Raw genomic sequence first — 15496 nt, forward strand, 5'->3', positions numbered from 1 at the left:
TGGCCCAGACCCGGTCCGGCCGCCGTGGGGAGCCACGGCCCGGGGGAGGGGCGGCCGCGTCCCTGCCCGGCGCGCGGGCGGCGCCTCAGGCGCCCGGCGGGCGCACCAGCCACTGGCCCCGGCGCATGACCCCCACCACGTCGTAGGCCGCGTCCAGCACCACCAGGTCGGCGTCCTTGCCGGTCTTCAGGGCGCCGGTCCGGTCGTCGATGCCCAGGAGGCGGGCCGGAGTGGCCGAAAGTGCCTGTACGGCCTGGTCGACCGTCAGGCCGTCGACGGTGACGGCGCGTTGGAAGGCGCGGTCCAGGGTGAGGGTGGAGCCGGCGATCGAACCGGCCGTGGGGCCTTCGCTGATGCGCGCGATGCCGTCCCTGACCTCGACCTGCATCGGGCCGAGCGGATACCTCCCGTCGTTCATACCGGCCGCGCCCATCGCGTCGGTGATGAACGCGACCCGCCCGTCCCCGGCCTCGCGGACCGCCAGTTGGAGGACCGCGGGGTGCAGATGGGTGCCGTCGTTGATGAGCTCGACGGTGATCCGTTCGTCCTCCAGGAGCGCGGCGACCGGACCGGGCGCACGGTGGCCCAGTACAGGCATCGCGTTGAAGAGGTGGGTGGCGACGGTGGCGCCCGCGTCGATGGCCTCGCGGGTGGCGTCGTAGGAGGAGTCGGTGTGGCCGATGGCGGCGACCACCCCGGCGTCGGCGAGCAGCCGTACGGACGCCAGGCCGCCGGGCAGTTCGGGCGCGACGGTCATCATCGACGTGGTGCCGTGCGCGGCGTCGAGGAGCTTGCGGACATCGGCCGGGTCCGGGTCGCGCAGCAGCTCCGGCTGGTGGGCGCCGCAGCGGTGCGGGGAGATGAACGGGCCCTCGAAGTGGATGCCGGCCAGCTCGCCCTGCTGCACCAACTCGGCGAGCACCGCGGCCTGCCGGGCGAGGTCGGTCAGCTCACCGGTGACGGTGGAGGCGAGCATCGAGGTGGTGCCGTGCCGGCGGTGGGTCTCGACCACCGTCATGCACTCCTCGGGATCGGCGGACGAGAACGAGCCACCGCCTCCGCCATGGACATGCATATCGATGAAGCCGGGGACGATGAGGTGGCCCGAGAGGTCCACGACGCTGCCGGCCGCCCCCTCGGCCAGATCGGGATCCCGGCTGTGGACATCGCCGATCCGGCCGCCTTCGACGGTGATCCGGCCGCGCTCGACCACGCCGGACGGCCGGGCGATCCGGGCGCCGGCCAGGATGGTGCGCGGAGGGTGCGAGGGCCGCTGCGCGGACTGTTGCTGTGCCATCAGGCGGTTACCTCCGTGGAGAGAAGATCCCGGGCGAGCAGTCCTGCGCCCAGGCACCCGGCGGCGTCCCCGAGGGCCGCCGGAACGATCGAGGGGAGCCGCTGGAACGTAACGCGCCGGCGGACCGCTTCCCGCAGAGGTGTGAAGAGCGTGTCGCCCGCCTCGGCGAGCCCGCCGCCGATGATCAGCGTCTGCGGATCGAGCAGGGTGAGGCCGGTGACCAGGCCGTCGGCGAGGGCGTCCACGGCGCGTTGCCACACGGTGTGCGCCCGTGCGTCGCCGGACGCCACGGCCTTGGCCGCGTCCGCCGCACCGGCCCGCGGATCGCCGCAGACCGCCGCCCAGTCACGGCCGACCGCGGCGGCCGAGGCCACCGTCTCCAGACAGCCCCGCTGCCCGCAGCCGCACTCCCGCCCGCCGGGCCGGACGACGATGTGGCCGATCTCGCCCGCGCTGCCGTGCGCACCGGCCTCGATCCGGCCGCCGATGCCGATGGCGCCCGCGATCCCGGTGCCCAGGGGGACGAACAGGAACCGGTCGGCGTCCCGGCCCGCGCCGATCCGGCCCTCGGCCAGGCCGCCGGTGCGTACGTCGTGGCCGAGGGCGACCGGCACCCCGCCCAGCCGCTCGGACAGCAGCGCCCGCATCGGTACGTCCCGCCAGCCGAGGTTCGCGGCGTAGACGGCGGTGCCGGACCGCTCGTCGACGATGCCGGGGACCGCGACACCGGCCGCCGCGGCGGGAGCGCCGTAGCGGGCGGTGCCGAGCTCCCGGAGCTCCGCGGCGAAGCCGAGGACGGCCTCGACCACCGCCTCGGGGCCGCGCTCGCGGCCGGTGGGGCGCCGTGCCTCGTACAGCAGCACGGGGGGCGCGCCCCCGGAGGACGCGGTGTCCACCCCCACGAGGGCGGCTTTCATCCCGGTGCCGCCCACATCCAGGGCGATGACGTGTCTCACCGGAACAGTTTCGCGCGACCCGGCCGGAAAGGTCTAGTCCACTCACCGAGGTGATCGGGTGGGCTGGGGCAGGGAGGCCGGCGCCGGAGCTGGAGGGGGGTGGTGTAGACCTTGTAAAGACCGCGGGGGAAACTTGCTGTTCATGCCGTTCGAGGGCGACCCCTGAGGCGGCCGGGTTGATTCCCGACAAGCACGGATTTTCAGAACAAAGGGCGGAACAGCAGTGCAGCGGCGGTACTTGAGCCTGGCGGCGGCGATCGCCACCACCATGACACTGACTCTTACCGGCTGCGGCAGCGGCTCCGGTAGCGACGAGGTCACCCTCAAACTGATCGCGGCGGACTACGGCGACAGCCGTGCCAACGGCTCCCAGCACTACTGGGACGAGCTCGCCCGCGCCTTCGAGGAGAAGAACCCCGACATCAAGGTCGATGTCGAGGTCTACAGCTGGACCGACGTCGACAAGAAGGTCGAGGACCTGGTCAAGGACGGCCACGCCCCGGACCTCGCCCAGATCGGCGCCTATGCCGACTACGCGGCCAAGGGCCAGCTCTACAGCGCCGATCAGCTGCTCTCCATCCCCACCCAGGCCGACTTCACCCCGTCCCTGGCGGAGGCCGGCGAATACAAGCGGGTCCAGTACGGCATGCCGTTCGGCGCCAGCACCCGGCGGCTCTTCTACAACAAGAAGCTGTTCAGCCAGGCCGGCATCACCAGCCCGCCGGCGAGCTGGGACGACATCGCCCACGACGCCGAGCTGCTGAAGGCACGGGGCGTCAAGATGCCGTTCGCGCTGCCACTCGGCCCGGAGGAGACCCAGGCCGAGACGATGCAGTGGATGCTCAGCAGCGGCGGCGGCTACACCGACGGCATCGGCAAGTACACGATCGACTCGCCGGAGAACGTCAAGGTCTTCAAGTGGCTGAAGGAGGACCTCGTCGGCAAGGGCCTGACCGGGGTCGATCCCGCCAAGCTCAACCGCGAGGACGCCTTCGCGGGCTTCGCCGACGGCGAGGTCGGCATGCTCAACGGCCACCCCGCGCTGATGAAGCAGGCGGCGGCCAAGGGCATCGACTACGGCACCGTCGAGCTGCCCGGTGCCCATGGCAAGGCCAAGGCCACCATGGGCGTCGCCGACTGGATGATGGCCTTCAAGCAGGGCGGCCACCGCGCCGAGGTCGGCAAGTTCCTCGACTTCGTCTACAGCAAGAAGAACGTCGAGAAGTTCTCCGGTGAGTACGGCCTGCTGCCGGTCACCACCGCCGCCTCCCAGGCGATGCTGGCCGACGACAAGTACGCCAAGTTCCACGGCTTCCTCAAGCAGCTCGCCGCCGCCGAGTTCTACCCGGCGAACAAGACCTCCTGGCCGCTGATCTCGAAGACCGTCAAGGCCAAGATGGGCGCCGCGGTCGGCCCGCGAGGCAACCCGTCCGGAGTGCTCACCGACATCCAGAACATCGCGGACGCGTCGGACAACGCCGCCGAATGACACGGCGCGGGCGGGAGTACGGGCGGACGCCCCGGAGCGGGGCGGCCGCCGGGGTGACGGGCCGGGCGTTGTCCGACCGTGCGCTTATCGTGGAAGCGTGATGACGGACGGGACGGCGGGTGCGGGCGGTCCGGGCGGCGAGCCCGGGGCCGCCGAGCGCGCCGCGGGGCTCTCCGCCCGGGACGAGGCGGTGCTCGCCGTCGAGCGCCGCTCCTGGCCGGGCCCCGGCCCCAAGGAGCGCGCCATCCGCGAACAGCTCGGCATCTCCCCGACCCGCTACTACCAGCTCCTCAACGCCCTGCTGGACGACCCCCGCGCGCTCGCCCACGACCCCGTCACCGTCAACCGCCTGCGCCGCATACGGGACGCCCGCCGCGCCCGCCGCTGACCCGGGCGCCCCGGCCGCCGCCCCCGTGCGCCCGTACACCCCCGGCTGTCACCGGAGCTGCCCCCGGCGCCCGCCCCGCGCCGGTAGGGTCGGCGCCATGGGCAGCCCCCCGAACGCCGCGTCGCCGTCCCAGCCGGCCCCCGGATCCGTGCCGACCCCGCACACCCCCGCCGGCCGCGACGGCCTCGCCGCACTGCTGGCACACCCCGAACGCACCGTCGTCGCCCTCGACTTCGACGGCACCCTCGCCGAGATCGTGCCCGACCCGGAGAAGGCCCGCGCCCATGAGGGCGCCGTCGCCGCCCTCGGCCGCCTGGTGCCCCGGCTGCGCGCCGCCGCGGTGATCACCGGCCGCCCGGCCACCGTCGCGGTCCGCCTCGGCGGCTTCGCGGACGTACCCGGCCTGGACCACCTCACCGTCCTCGGCCACTACGGCGCCGAACGCTGGGAGGCCGCCACCGGCACCGTCCACGCGCCCGCCCCGCACCCCGGTGTCGCCGCCATACAGGCCGAACTCCCCGGCGTCCTGGACGCCTCCGGGGTCTGGCACGGCACCTGGATCGAGACCGCCGTCGAGCGCAAGGGCGGCCGCGCCATCGCCGTGCACACCCGCCGTGCCACCGATCCCCAGGGCGCCTTCGACCAGCTGCGCGGCCCGCTCACCGCACTCGCCGAACGCCACGGCCTGATCGTCGAACCGGGCCGCCTCGTCCTGGAACTCCGCCCGCCCGGCATGGACAAGGGCGTCGCCCTCGCCGAATGGGTCCGCGAGACCGGCGCCGCCACCGTCCTCTACGCCGGCGACGACCTCGGCGACCTGGCCGCCTTCGCCGCCGTCGAAAAACTCCGCTCCGACGGCCTGACCGGCCTCCTGGTGTGCAGCGGCAGCACCGAGGTCGCCGAACTGGCCGACCGCGCCGATCTGGTGGTCGACGGCCCGACCGGAGTCGTCGGTCTGCTCACCGCCCTGGCCGACCGGCTGGACGAGGGCCGGGGAGCGCGCCCCTGAGGGCGCCCTCGCGCGCCGCGGCATGCTCGGCCTGAAGCGCCGTGGCCGTACGGTCACGGCTGCGCGGGCCGTGGTGGGCGACCGGCCCCGGGCTGTGATGTGCGTCCCGTTGCCGCTCAGCCGGCCGCCGCAGGCCGCGGCCGTGCGCGCCGACCTGCCCCCGGCTGTGATGTAGGTCCTGTCACCGCTCAGGGCCGCCGCTCTACGCTCCTACCTGCCACGCGCGCCCTGGGCGCGCCGAGTGCCCGCGACCGGATCACGCACAGGTGACAGCGCCTCGGCGGGCACATGCGAAGGACGGTTCCTCCATGCCCACTGCTCTCTCGCCCGTCATAGCTGCCTCCACCCGCTGGCTGCTGTCGGCATTCCCGTCGGCGGGCGGCCCGCTGGACGATGCCCTGGCCGAGGCCCAGGCAGGTCACGCGGTGACCATCGCCGCCGCCCTGCGCTACCCCACCGAGCTGGACGCCGAACTGGTGATCCTGCTCGGCCCCGGCGGCTCCGCCCGGCTGGACTCCGTCACCGGCGTCGATGCCCCTCCGCCGGAGGGAGCCGCAGACGCCTGGCGCAGCTGGGTGGACGAAACCGTCGTCAGCTGGGCGGCCTGCCTGCTGGCCGACGCCGATCTCGCCGTGGTGGCGGCGGCCTGCCTGGCCGCAACCCATCACGGCGCGGACAACGTGGGCACCGCCCGCCGGCTGACGATTCCCAGCCCTCGCGATCACCGTGCGGCGCCGCTGCTGCGCCACCCGGACCTGGTCGGCCCGATCGCCGACCTGCACCGCGAGACCCTGCGCGGCCTCCTCGACGCCGCCCCGGCCGGTAGCTCCCCCGAGCGAACGTAACCACGCGGTCCGCGGGCCGGAACGGCCGTCGCGGAGAACGGCTCAGGGGGCATCCCGCTTCGGGGTGTCCTCCTTCAGCGCCCGCAACTGCTCCAGGAACCACTGCGCCGGCGGCAGCGCCGTGGCGGCAGCGGCCAGCCGAGCCGTGCGCTCGCTGCGTTCCCCGGCCGCCATCGACAGCGCCTCGTGCAGCGCCTCGGCCGTGCCGACGACGTCGTACGGATTGACGGTGAGGGCGTGCTCGCCCAGTTCCTCGTGCGCGCCCGCCTCGCGCGAGAGCACCAGCGCGCAGCCGGCGTCCGACACCACCGGGATCTCCTTGGCGACCAGGTTCATCCCGTCCCTGATCGGGTTGACGAGTGCCACGTCCGCGAGCCGGTAGGCGGCCAGCGAGCGGGCGAAGTCGTCCTTGACGTGCAGCAGCACCGGCTGCCAACCCGCCGTCCCGTATTCGGCGTTGATGGCCTCGGCCACCCTCTGGACCTCGGCCGTGTAGTCGCGGTAGACGGCGAGGTCCTGGCGCGAGGGGTAGGCGAAGGCGAGGTGCACCACCCGCTCGCGCCACTCGGGGCGGTCGGCGAGCAGCTGCCGGTAGGCGAGCAGGCCCCGCACGATGTTCTTGGAGAGCTCGGTGCGGTCCACCCGGACGATGGTCCGGCGCCCCGGCCCGCCGATCTCGGTGCGCAGCGCCGCCATCCGCTCCTCGACATCGGGGCGGTGCGCGCGCTCGCGCAGGAAAGCGGCGTCGGCACCGAGGCCGTACACACCGATCCAGGTCGTGCGCGCCTTGCGCTCCGGGACGAGCGCGACGATGCCGGGCGCCCCGTCCTCCGGCCGTACCCGCTCGCACTGCCCGCCGAGCCCGGTCTCGGCACAGGCCACGAAGTTCTCGGCCCACCTCCGGGTGAGGAAGTTCGCCCGGTCGGCACCGAGAATGCCCAGCGCCAGCTTCCGCTGGATGTCGTCGGGCAGCATCGCGAAGTACTCGGCCGGGGCCCACGGGGTGTGGGAGAAGTGCGCGATGCGCAGGTCGGGGCGGCGCTCGCGGAGCATGCCGGGCACCAGCGCCAGGTGATAGTCCTGCACGAGCACGGCCGCGCCGGGCGCCGCCCCCTCGGCCAGCGCATCGGCGAAGGCCGCGTTGTACGTCTCGTAGGCCGCCCACTGCGCCCGGAACTCCGCGCCGAAGACCGGTTCCAGCGGCGTCTGGTAGAGCATGTGGTGCACGAACCACAGCACGGAGTTCGCGACGCCGTTGTAGGCGTCGGCGTACACCCCGGCCGGGATGTCCAGCATCCGGACACGCTGTCCACCCGTGTCACCCGTCTCCAGCACACCACCCGTCCGCCGCACGGCCTCCCGGTCCCCTTCCCCGAGCGCCGCACACACCCACACCGCATCGGTCTCGGGCCCAATGGCGGAAAGCCCCGACACCAGCCCACCACCACCCCGCTTGGCGCTCAGCGCCCCGTCCTCCCCCAGGCCGTACGACACCGGCCCGCGATTCGACGCGACAAGAACCTCAGCACCCGCTTGCACCGCACTGCGCTCGGAGACCATGTCGCGAAACTAACCCGCCACAGATCCGCGCAAACGTACGGAAGCGGTCAAGGAGCGGGGCCCGAGCGAGCTCCTCAGTCGTTTCTCGGCGGGAAGGTATCGACCGGCCCCCACGGCTCACCCTCGGCGGGTTCCGGGTGTCCGCACCCGAGACGGTCGCCCCGGCTGCGATTGATGCGCAGCGAGTCGTCGAGCGCATCCGTCAAACAACGGGCCAGGAAGCGCAGTTCGGGCGCCGTGGGTGGGATGTTGCGGAGCAGGACACGGGCATGACTCAAGAGGATCTCGCCGGATGCGAGCTGGGCTCGTTCAACGGCGTCCGCCTGCCGGGTGACGGGGCCGTCTCCGTCGGAGAGTAAATAGCAGGGCTTCCCCTCCGGACTTGACCAGGGAAGTAGGCGTGGACGCGAAGGAGGCGTCATGGCGACTCCAGTTCTCTAGAGTAGTTGGATCGCCACCCATTGAAGTGAAGTGAGCACGTAGCGTCAATGAGATCTCTAGAGAAGTTGAGTCCCCCGGGAGGCGCCGGCGCTCGAACAGATCTCTAGGATGTCTGGAGATCGCCAGGAGGGATGCGTCGCCATGGCCGCACAGGAGAGCTCGCCGCCCAAGTACCGCCGGATTGCCGACGCGCTCAAGCAGGCGATCGCGGCGGGGGAGTTCCGGCCCGGCGACCGGCTGCCGGGCGAGAACGACCTGATGGACCGGCATGGCGTGGCGCGGATGACGGCACGACAGGCGCTCGGTGTGCTCACGTCGGAGGGGCTTGCCGAGGCCCGCAAGGGCGCCGGAGTTTTCGTGCGGGACTTCCAGCCGATCCGGCGCCGGGGTGTGCCGCGACTGGCGCGGGAACAGTGGGGTGAAGGGCGGTCGGTCTGGTCGGCCGATGTCCCGGACCGTGACCTGGTGGTGGACGAGGTCACGGTGGACGAGGAGTCGGCCGCTGAAACCGTCGCGGCGCGACTGGATATAGCTCCTGGAGATGCCGTGATCGTGCGGCGCCGCCGCTTCGTGCTCGATGGCAAGCCGGTGCTGCTGTCCGCCTCCTACCTCCCCGCCGCGCTGGTCGCGGGCTCGGCGATCACGCGGCCGGACACCGGGGCGGGTGGCACGTATGCCCGGCTCGCCGAGCTGGGCGCGGCTCCCGCGCGTTTCCGGGAAGAGGTGCGCTCCCGTATGCCGGCGCCGGAGGAGGCCGACCGGCTGCGCCTCCCGGCGGGCACGCCCGTCATCCTCATCAGCCGCACGGCCATCACCGCGGACGGCCGCACGGTCGAGGTCAACGAGATGATCCTCGATTCGTCCGCCTACGTGCTGGAGTACGACTTCGACGCCTGAGGGCTCACGTACGCCTGACGGCTCGCGTCGGTCTCACGGCTCACGCCGCCCGGCGGGCCGCGTACTCCGGGATTTCGGCCATCGGGGGGCGCTCCTCGGTGTCCACCTCCGTCGTGCGCGGTACGAAGCCTTGCTCCCCGCGGTCGAACTGGGTGAGCCGCGGGCGGATCAAGTGGCCGCGGGTCAGGCGTAGTTGTGCGGTCCGGTAGATGGCGGCGGCCATCCGGCCCAGCGCCTGGCCGTCCTGATGACGGTGCTTGCGCACGCCGACGTCCACCTGGGCGAGGGCGTCGAGGCCGACGGTGTGCAGGGAGTCGACGAGCAGGCCGAGCTCCACGCCGTAGCCGACCGGGAACGGCAGCCGCTCCAGGAGGGAGCGGCGGGCGGCGTACTCGCCGCCCAGGGGCTGGACGAAGCCGGCCAGCTGCGGCCAGTGGAGGTTGAGCAGGGGGCGGGCGACCAGCTCGGTGACCCGGCCGCCCTGGCCGGCCCCGGCACCTTCGGCGCCGGTCTCCAGGGGTCGGTCGTACATCGCCTTCACGAACTGGATGTCCGGGTCCGTCAGCAGCGGGCCGACGATCCCGGAGACGAAGGCGGCGGAGAATTCGCGCAGGTCGGCGTCGATGAAGCAGATGATGTCGCCGGTGGTGGCCAGGAGGGAGCGCCAGAGCACCTCGCCCTTGCCGGGCAGCGCGGGCAGCCGGGGCAGGATGCTGTCGCGGGGCACCACCCGCGCGCCGGCCGCCGCCGCGACCTCGGCGGTGCGGTCACTGGAGCCGGAGTCCAGCACCACCAGCTCGTCGACGAGGGGCACGGCCTCGGTCATCAGCTCGGCCCGGATCACCGCCACGATCGCCCCGACCGTGGCCTCCTCGTCGAGCGCGGGCAGTACGACACTGACCGTACGGCCCGTCTGGCGCTTCGCCTCCAGCAGCTGCCCCAGCGGGCGGTCAGCGGCGGACCAGGAGTGGCTGGTCAGCCAGCTCTCGACCTCTTCCAGCACGTCTACGACTCCTCGGTCACCGCCCGAACGGCGGCCTGTGTGATCCATCTCGCGGTTCGGACGACTATCTCAACTGTCAGTGCCTTCGGTTACAGTCTTGAACAACGCGGATGACCGTCGCATGTCGGGGTCGCCGCGCCACAAACGCCTGGGTTTCGGCCCAGCGCCATACCGCTCATCCAGAGGGGCAGAGGGATACGGCCCGTTGAAGCCCCGGCAACCCTCCAGCCGGTCTTGCCGCCAGGACGCTGACGTCCCGCGCGCGTGAGGCTCCCGGCTAGGGAAGGTGCCAAATCCGTCTCGTGGCGAGATTCGCCGCGAGGAAGATGAGGAGAAAGGGCCTCGCCTCCATGGCTGTGCAAGTCACCGAAAACACCCCCACCGTCGCTCTGGGCCCCGCCGCAGCCCTGTCCTGCCGCGAGTGCGGACAGCGCTTCCCGCTCGGCCCGATCTTCGCGTGCCAGGAATGTTTCGGGCCGCTCGAAGTCGCCTACGACCTGCCGAGCGGCGATCCCGAGGGCCTGCGGAAGCAGATCGAGGCCGGTCCGGACAACATCTGGCGCTACGCCCCGCTGCTGCCCGTCCCCACCGACGTGGCCGACAAGCCCAATCTCAACCCGGGCTTCACCAAGCTCGTCAAGGCCGACAACCTCGCCCGTGAGCTGGGCGTCACCGGTGGTCTGTACGTCAAGGACGACTCCGGCAACCCGACGCACTCCTTCAAGGACCGCGTCGTGGCGATCGCCGTCGAGGCCGCCCGCGCCTTCGGCTTCACCACCCTCTCCTGCTCCTCCACCGGCAACCTCGCCGGTGCGGTCGGCGCCGCGGCGCGCCGCGCCGGATTCGAGTCCTGCGTGTTCATCCCGCACGACCTGGAGGCCGGCAAGGTCGTCATGGCCGCGGTCTACGGCGGCGACCTGGTCGGCATCGAGGGCAACTACGACGACGTCAACCGCTTCTGCTCCGAGCTCATCGGCGACCCGCTGGGCGAGGGCTGGGGCTTCGTCAACGTCAATCTGCGGCCGTACTACGGCGAGGGCTCCAAGACCCTCGCGTACGAGATCTGCGAGCAGCTGGGCTGGCAGCTCCCGGACCAGATCGTCATCCCGATCGCGTCCGGCTCGCAGCTCACCAAGATCGACAAGGGGCTCAAGGAGCTGATCGCCCTCGGCCTGGTCGAGGACAAGCCGTACAAGATCTTCGGCGCCCAGGCGGAGGGCTGCTCGCCGGTGTCGGCGGCCTTCAAGGCCGGGCACGACGTGGTCCGGCCCCAGAAGCCGAACACCATCGCCAAGTCGCTGGCGATCGGCAACCCGGCCGACGGGCCGTATGTGCTCGACATCGCGCGCCGTACGGGCGGTGCCGTGGAGGATGTCAACGACGAGCAGGTCGTGGACGCGATCAAGCTGCTGGCCAGGACGGAAGGCATCTTCGCGGAGACCGCGGGCGGCGTGACCGTCGGCGTGACCAAGAAGCTGATCGAGGACGGCGTGCTCGACCCGTCCCTGACCACCGTCGTCCTGAACACCGGTGACGGCCTCAAGACACTCGACGCGGTCGCCCCCACCTCCGGGCCCACGGCCACGATCCGTCCGAACCTGGACGCGTTCCGCGCGGCCGGCCTGGCCCGCTGAGCCGCCGGCCCGTCCGGCATCCGGCGGACGAGGCCGCGACCGGCCCCCGAACTCGTACTCCGTACCCCTGGAAGGCAGAACCATGAGCGTCAAGGTCCGCATCCCCACCATCCTCCGCACGTACACCGGTGGCCAGGCCGAGGTCCCCGCCGAGGGCGCGACCCTCTCCGAGGTGATCGCCGACCTGGAGCAGAACCACCAGGGCATCGCGGCCCGTGTGCTGGACGACGCCGGCAAGCTGCGCCGTTTCGTGAACGTGTACGTCAACGACGACGATGTGCGCTTCGAGCAGGGCCTGGAGACGCCCACCCCGGACGGCGCGGGTATCTCGATCATCCCGGCGGTGGCCGGCGGCTGCTGATTTGCGCCAACTCTTCTCCTGCATGACCGGAATTGCCCCGTCCGCCGGAAAGCGGACGGGGCAATTCCATGTTGTGAAAGGAGATACTATTGGGGCGATCCCCCTCCGGATATCACCCTGCGCGTGCCGAACGCATATGTGTTCGCGATCAGTTGTGGCCAAAGTGTGGGCGGTATTTGTCGCCTAGGTGCCCTATGCCCGGCCCGACTTGCCCTGGAGAACTGGGATTTCGCCGCATATTGCCGATTCTTCGGCGCCGGATTTCTCGTCCGATTGACCTGTTGCTCTGGGCATCTGTGCAGATACATTCAGCGGCGGTCGACGCGTTCCGGCGCACACCCCACGGGCCTTTCGCGGGGTGAGGTCTGACCCGGGTCCGCGGAGTGCGGTCCTGCGCAAGGGCCAGTAATAGGGGAGTTAGGCATGGCTCAGGGCACCGTCAAGTGGTTCAACGCGGAGAAGGGGTACGGCTTCATCGCGGTCGACGGTGGTGCGGATGTTTTCGTCCACTACAGCGCGATCCAGATGGACGGCTACCGCACCCTTGAGGAGGGTCAGCGGGTCGAGTTCGAGATCTCGCAGGGCCAGAAGGGGCCGCAGGCGGACATGGTCCGGGTGGCCGGCTGAGGCGCCGACCGACTGCTGCGTGAGGAAGGCCCGTATCCCTGAGGGGGGTACGGGCCTTCGGCATGCTGCCGGACGGGCGGGCCGCGCGGCCGCGGGGTGGATGCGCCCCAACTTGTCACTTGGCCGTCAGCCCACGGGAAGGCGCCCTCGAAGTCGTTCTGCGTGCGACCGCCACACCCCGCCGATGCCCGTTCAAGCGGCTTGCGCCCACCCGTCGCCCGACCGCCACCCCTCAATGACGCCCTTCGGGCGGCTTGCACTCTCTTACCCCGAGTGCTAATCATTGCGTTAGCACTCTCCCAGTGAGAGTGACAAAGAAGGACCGGGTCGGCGAGGCCCGCGGATCGGTGGGGCAAGGAACCACACAGGTCCGTAGGTCGTCCGTCGCGGGCGCCAGCGCGGTCCGGAGCAATCCACCCCAGTCCGGGAGGACCACTTCACATGGCCAAGATCATCGCGTTCGACGAGGAGGCACGGCGCGGTCTCGAGCGCGGGATGAACCAGCTCGCCGACGCCGTCAAGGTCACCCTCGGCCCCAAGGGCCGTAACGTCGTCCTCGAGAAGAAGTGGGGCGCCCCCACGATCACCAACGATGGTGTGTCCATCGCCAAGGAGATCGAGCTCGAGGACCCGTACGAGAAGATCGGCGCCGAGCTGGTCAAGGAGGTCGCGAAGAAGACGGACGACGTCGCCGGTGACGGCACGACGACCGCGACCGTCCTGGCCCAGGCTCTGGTCCGCGAGGGCCTGCGCAACGTCGCCGCCGGCGCCAACCCGATGGCCCTCAAGCGCGGTATCGAGCGCGCCGTCGAGGCCGTCTCCGCCGCCCTGCTGGAGCAGGCCAAGGACGTGGAGACCAAGGAGCAGATCGCTTCGACCGCCTCCATCTCCGCCGCTGACACCCAGATCGGTGAGCTGATCGCCGAGGCCATGGACAAGGTCGGCAAGGAAGGCGTCATCACCGTCGAGGAGTCCCAGACCTTCGGTCTGGAGCTGGAGCTCACCGAGGGTATGCGCTTCGACAAGGGCTACATCTCGGCGTACTTCGCCACCGACATGGAGCGTATGGAGGCGTCGCTCGACGACCCGTACATCCTCATCGTCAACTCCAAGATCGGCAGCGTGAAGGACCTGCTGCCGCTCCTGGAGAAGGTCATGCAGTCCGGCAAGCCGCTGCTGATCATCGCCGAGGACGTCGAGGGCGAGGCCCTGTCGACCCTGGTCGTCAACAAGATCCGTGGCACCTTCAAGTCCGTCGCCGTCAAGGCCCCGGGCTTCGGTGACCGCCGCAAGGCCATGCTCGGCGACATCGCCATCCTCACCGGTGGCACCGTCATCTCCGAGGAGGTCGGCCTCAAGCTGGAGAACGCCGGTCTCGAACTGCTCGGCCGCGCCCGCAAGGTCGTCATCACCAAGGACGAGACCACCATCGTCGACGGTGCCGGTGACAGCGAGCAGGTCCAGGGCCGCGTCAACCAGATCCGCGCCGAGATCGAGAACAGCGACTCGGACTACGACCGCGAGAAGCTCCAGGAGCGTCTGGCGAAGCTGGCCGGCGGCGTGGCCGTCATCAAGGCCGGTGCCGCCACCGAGGTCGAGCTCAAGGAGCGCAAGCACCGCATCGAGGACGCCGTTCGCAACGCGAAGGCGGCCGTCGAGGAGGGCATCGTCGCCGGCGGTGGCGTCGCCCTGCTCCAGGCTTCCCAGGTCTTCGAGAAGCTGGAGCTCGAGGGTGACGAGGCGACCGGCGCCAACGCCGTGAAGCTCGCCCTGGAGGCCCCGCTCAAGCAGATCTCCGTCAACGGCGGCCTCGAGGGCGGCGTCGTGGTGGAGAAGGTGCGCAACCTGGCCGTCGGCCACGGTCTGAACGCCGCGACCGGTGAGTACGTCGACATGATCGCCGAGGGCATCATCGACCCGGCCAAGGTGACGCGCTCCGCGCTCCAGAACGCCGCCTCCATCGCGGCGCTCTTCCTCACCACTGAGGCCGTCATCGCCGACAAGCCGGAGAAGGCCGCCGCGGCGGGCGCTCCGGGCGGCATGCCGGGCGGTGACATGGACTTCTGATCCGCTGCGGATCGGAACGCTGATCCTCCCGGATCACACGTCCACACGAACGCCGGGGCGGCACCCTCCTTCCAGGGGGGTGCCGCCCCGGCGGCGTTGTTTCTGCGGGTATGCGGTGCGGTGGAGCCGCGGTTCCGTGGACCTGAGGTGCGGTCAGGTCATGGCCGTGCCGGGCGGTGGTGGGCGCGGGGACGGTCCTCCGGCACCCTGACCCGGATGGTGGACCCGCGGGCGACGCCGGCGCCGCCCGGCTTCGGCGACTGGGCGCACACGGTGCCCGGCTCGGCGGGCCCCTCCTGACAGTGCCGGCCCGGCAGGCGCTTGACCGGCACCACACGGAGCCCCGCTCGCTCGGCGGCGGCTCGCGCCTGTGGCAGCGTGCTGCCGACGAGGGCCGGAACCCGGGCCTTGCCCCGGCCGATGGCCCGCTCGCCCCTCGGCTGCCGGCCGTCCGTCTGCTCGTCCGCCGACTGCCGGCCGGGCTCCGGCTCCGGCGACCCGTCCGGTGCCGGGGCGGCCGGGCTCGCGGCGCCGGACGACTCGGCGCTCACTGCGGCGGCGTCCGGCTCCCCGCTGCCCAGGACCGTGAGGACGTATCCGCCGGCCACTACGGCCAGCAGCGCGCCCGCCAGCAGCCCGGCCGTCCGGCCGGCCCGGCGCCGGGCCGGCCGGGAGCGGCGCCCCCGGTCGCCCCGGACGGGCGGGTCCGGGGCGGGGAACACCAGCGTCGGGTCCGTGTTCAGGCTTGGCGTGTGCAAGCTCGGCGCGGGCGGGTTCGGGGTGAGCGGGCCGGATGTGCGGGGGCCGGATGTGCGGGGGCTGGACGCGGGGGGGGGGGGGGGGGCCGGCCCGGCCGGCGGGGCGCCCGCCGCCCGCACCCGGGCGCCGTGGGCGGGGGGGGGGGGGGGCCCGGGGGCCGCCG

General features: G+C 71.8%; 14 protein-coding genes and 1 riboswitch. Of the genes, 9 read left to right on the forward strand and 5 right to left on the reverse strand.

Features of this window, described 5'->3' with window-relative positions; all coding sequences use genetic code 11:
• Positions 1-85 precede the first annotated feature (85 nt).
• Positions 86-1297 (reverse strand): N-acetylglucosamine-6-phosphate deacetylase, encoded by a 1212-nt coding sequence (gene nagA / locus ACFWJW_RS20855; RefSeq protein ID WP_387243225.1) that lies wholly within the window; start codon positions 1295-1297, stop codon positions 86-88.
• Positions 1297-2253 carry an ROK family protein gene (locus ACFWJW_RS20860; RefSeq protein WP_387243228.1) on the reverse strand — a complete coding sequence of 319 codons (957 nt, stop codon included), beginning with the start codon at positions 2251-2253 and terminating at the stop codon, positions 1297-1299. Before ACFWJW_RS20860 ends, nagA begins: the two co-directional genes overlap by 1 nt.
• A gap of 268 nt (positions 2254-2521) precedes the next feature.
• On the opposite strand from ACFWJW_RS20860, the gene ACFWJW_RS20865 reads away from it, so the two are divergent.
• The 4 genes from ACFWJW_RS20865 (at position 2522) to ACFWJW_RS20880 (ending at position 5984) form a co-directional block, all read left to right on the forward strand.
• Positions 2522-3742 (forward strand): ABC transporter substrate-binding protein, encoded by a 1221-nt coding sequence (locus ACFWJW_RS20865; RefSeq protein WP_387243230.1) that lies wholly within the window; start codon positions 2522-2524, stop codon positions 3740-3742.
• Positions 3743-3842: 100 nt separating this feature from the next.
• Positions 3843-4130, forward strand: a complete 288-nt coding sequence (locus tag ACFWJW_RS20870) for a DUF3263 domain-containing protein (protein ID WP_387243279.1) — start codon at positions 3843-3845, stop codon at positions 4128-4130.
• A gap of 97 nt (positions 4131-4227) precedes the next feature.
• Positions 4228-5139, forward strand: a complete 912-nt coding sequence (otsB, locus tag ACFWJW_RS20875) for a trehalose-phosphatase (RefSeq protein ID WP_387243233.1) — start codon at positions 4228-4230, stop codon at positions 5137-5139.
• A gap of 308 nt (positions 5140-5447) precedes the next feature.
• Positions 5448-5984 carry a hypothetical protein gene (locus ACFWJW_RS20880; protein WP_387243236.1) on the forward strand — a complete coding sequence of 179 codons (537 nt, stop codon included), beginning with the start codon at positions 5448-5450 and terminating at the stop codon, positions 5982-5984.
• Between the two features lie 42 nt (positions 5985-6026).
• On the opposite strand, the gene ACFWJW_RS20885 is transcribed toward ACFWJW_RS20880, so the two are convergent.
• Positions 6027-7544 (reverse strand): trehalose-6-phosphate synthase, encoded by a 1518-nt coding sequence (locus ACFWJW_RS20885; RefSeq protein WP_387243239.1) that lies wholly within the window; start codon positions 7542-7544, stop codon positions 6027-6029.
• A 582-nt stretch (positions 7545-8126) separates the two neighbouring features.
• Between ACFWJW_RS20885 and ACFWJW_RS20890 the strand changes: the two genes are divergently transcribed.
• Positions 8127-8882 (forward strand): GntR family transcriptional regulator, encoded by a 756-nt coding sequence (locus ACFWJW_RS20890; protein WP_387243242.1) that lies wholly within the window; start codon positions 8127-8129, stop codon positions 8880-8882.
• A gap of 40 nt (positions 8883-8922) precedes the next feature.
• Here ACFWJW_RS20890 and ACFWJW_RS20895 read toward each other — a convergent pair whose 3' ends face one another.
• A complete protein-coding gene (locus ACFWJW_RS20895) occupies positions 8923-9885 on the reverse strand; it encodes a glucosyl-3-phosphoglycerate synthase (RefSeq protein WP_387243245.1) in 963 nt (320 codons plus the stop codon).
• Positions 9886-10057: 172 nt separating this feature from the next.
• Positions 10058-10218, forward strand: a riboswitch (SAM riboswitch).
• 17 nt (positions 10219-10235) lie between these two features.
• On the opposite strand from ACFWJW_RS20895, the gene thrC reads away from it, so the two are divergent.
• The 4 genes from thrC (at position 10236) to groL (ending at position 14574) form a co-directional block, all read left to right on the forward strand.
• Positions 10236-11519: a threonine synthase gene (gene thrC, locus ACFWJW_RS20900; protein ID WP_387243248.1), complete on the forward strand. Its 1284-nt coding sequence runs from the start codon at positions 10236-10238 to the stop codon at positions 11517-11519.
• An 82-nt stretch (positions 11520-11601) separates the two neighbouring features.
• Positions 11602-11880: a MoaD/ThiS family protein gene (locus tag ACFWJW_RS20905; RefSeq protein ID WP_018089727.1), complete on the forward strand. Its 279-nt coding sequence runs from the start codon at positions 11602-11604 to the stop codon at positions 11878-11880.
• Between the two features lie 423 nt (positions 11881-12303).
• On the forward strand, positions 12304-12507 hold the full coding sequence (locus ACFWJW_RS20910) for a cold-shock protein (RefSeq protein ID WP_003986833.1): 204 nt from the start codon (positions 12304-12306) through the stop codon (positions 12505-12507).
• A 441-nt stretch (positions 12508-12948) separates the two neighbouring features.
• Positions 12949-14574 carry a chaperonin GroEL gene (groL, locus tag ACFWJW_RS20915; RefSeq protein WP_386687110.1) on the forward strand — a complete coding sequence of 542 codons (1626 nt, stop codon included), beginning with the start codon at positions 12949-12951 and terminating at the stop codon, positions 14572-14574.
• A gap of 158 nt (positions 14575-14732) precedes the next feature.
• Here groL and ACFWJW_RS20920 read toward each other — a convergent pair whose 3' ends face one another.
• Entirely contained in the window at positions 14733-15296 is a 564-nt protein-coding gene (locus ACFWJW_RS20920; protein ID WP_387243252.1) for a PASTA domain-containing protein, read from the reverse strand.
• Positions 15297-15496 lie beyond the last annotated feature (200 nt).

Source organism: Streptomyces sp. NPDC127097 (genome assembly GCF_042724075.1).
GTDB lineage: Bacteria > Actinomycetota > Actinomycetes > Streptomycetales > Streptomycetaceae > Streptomyces.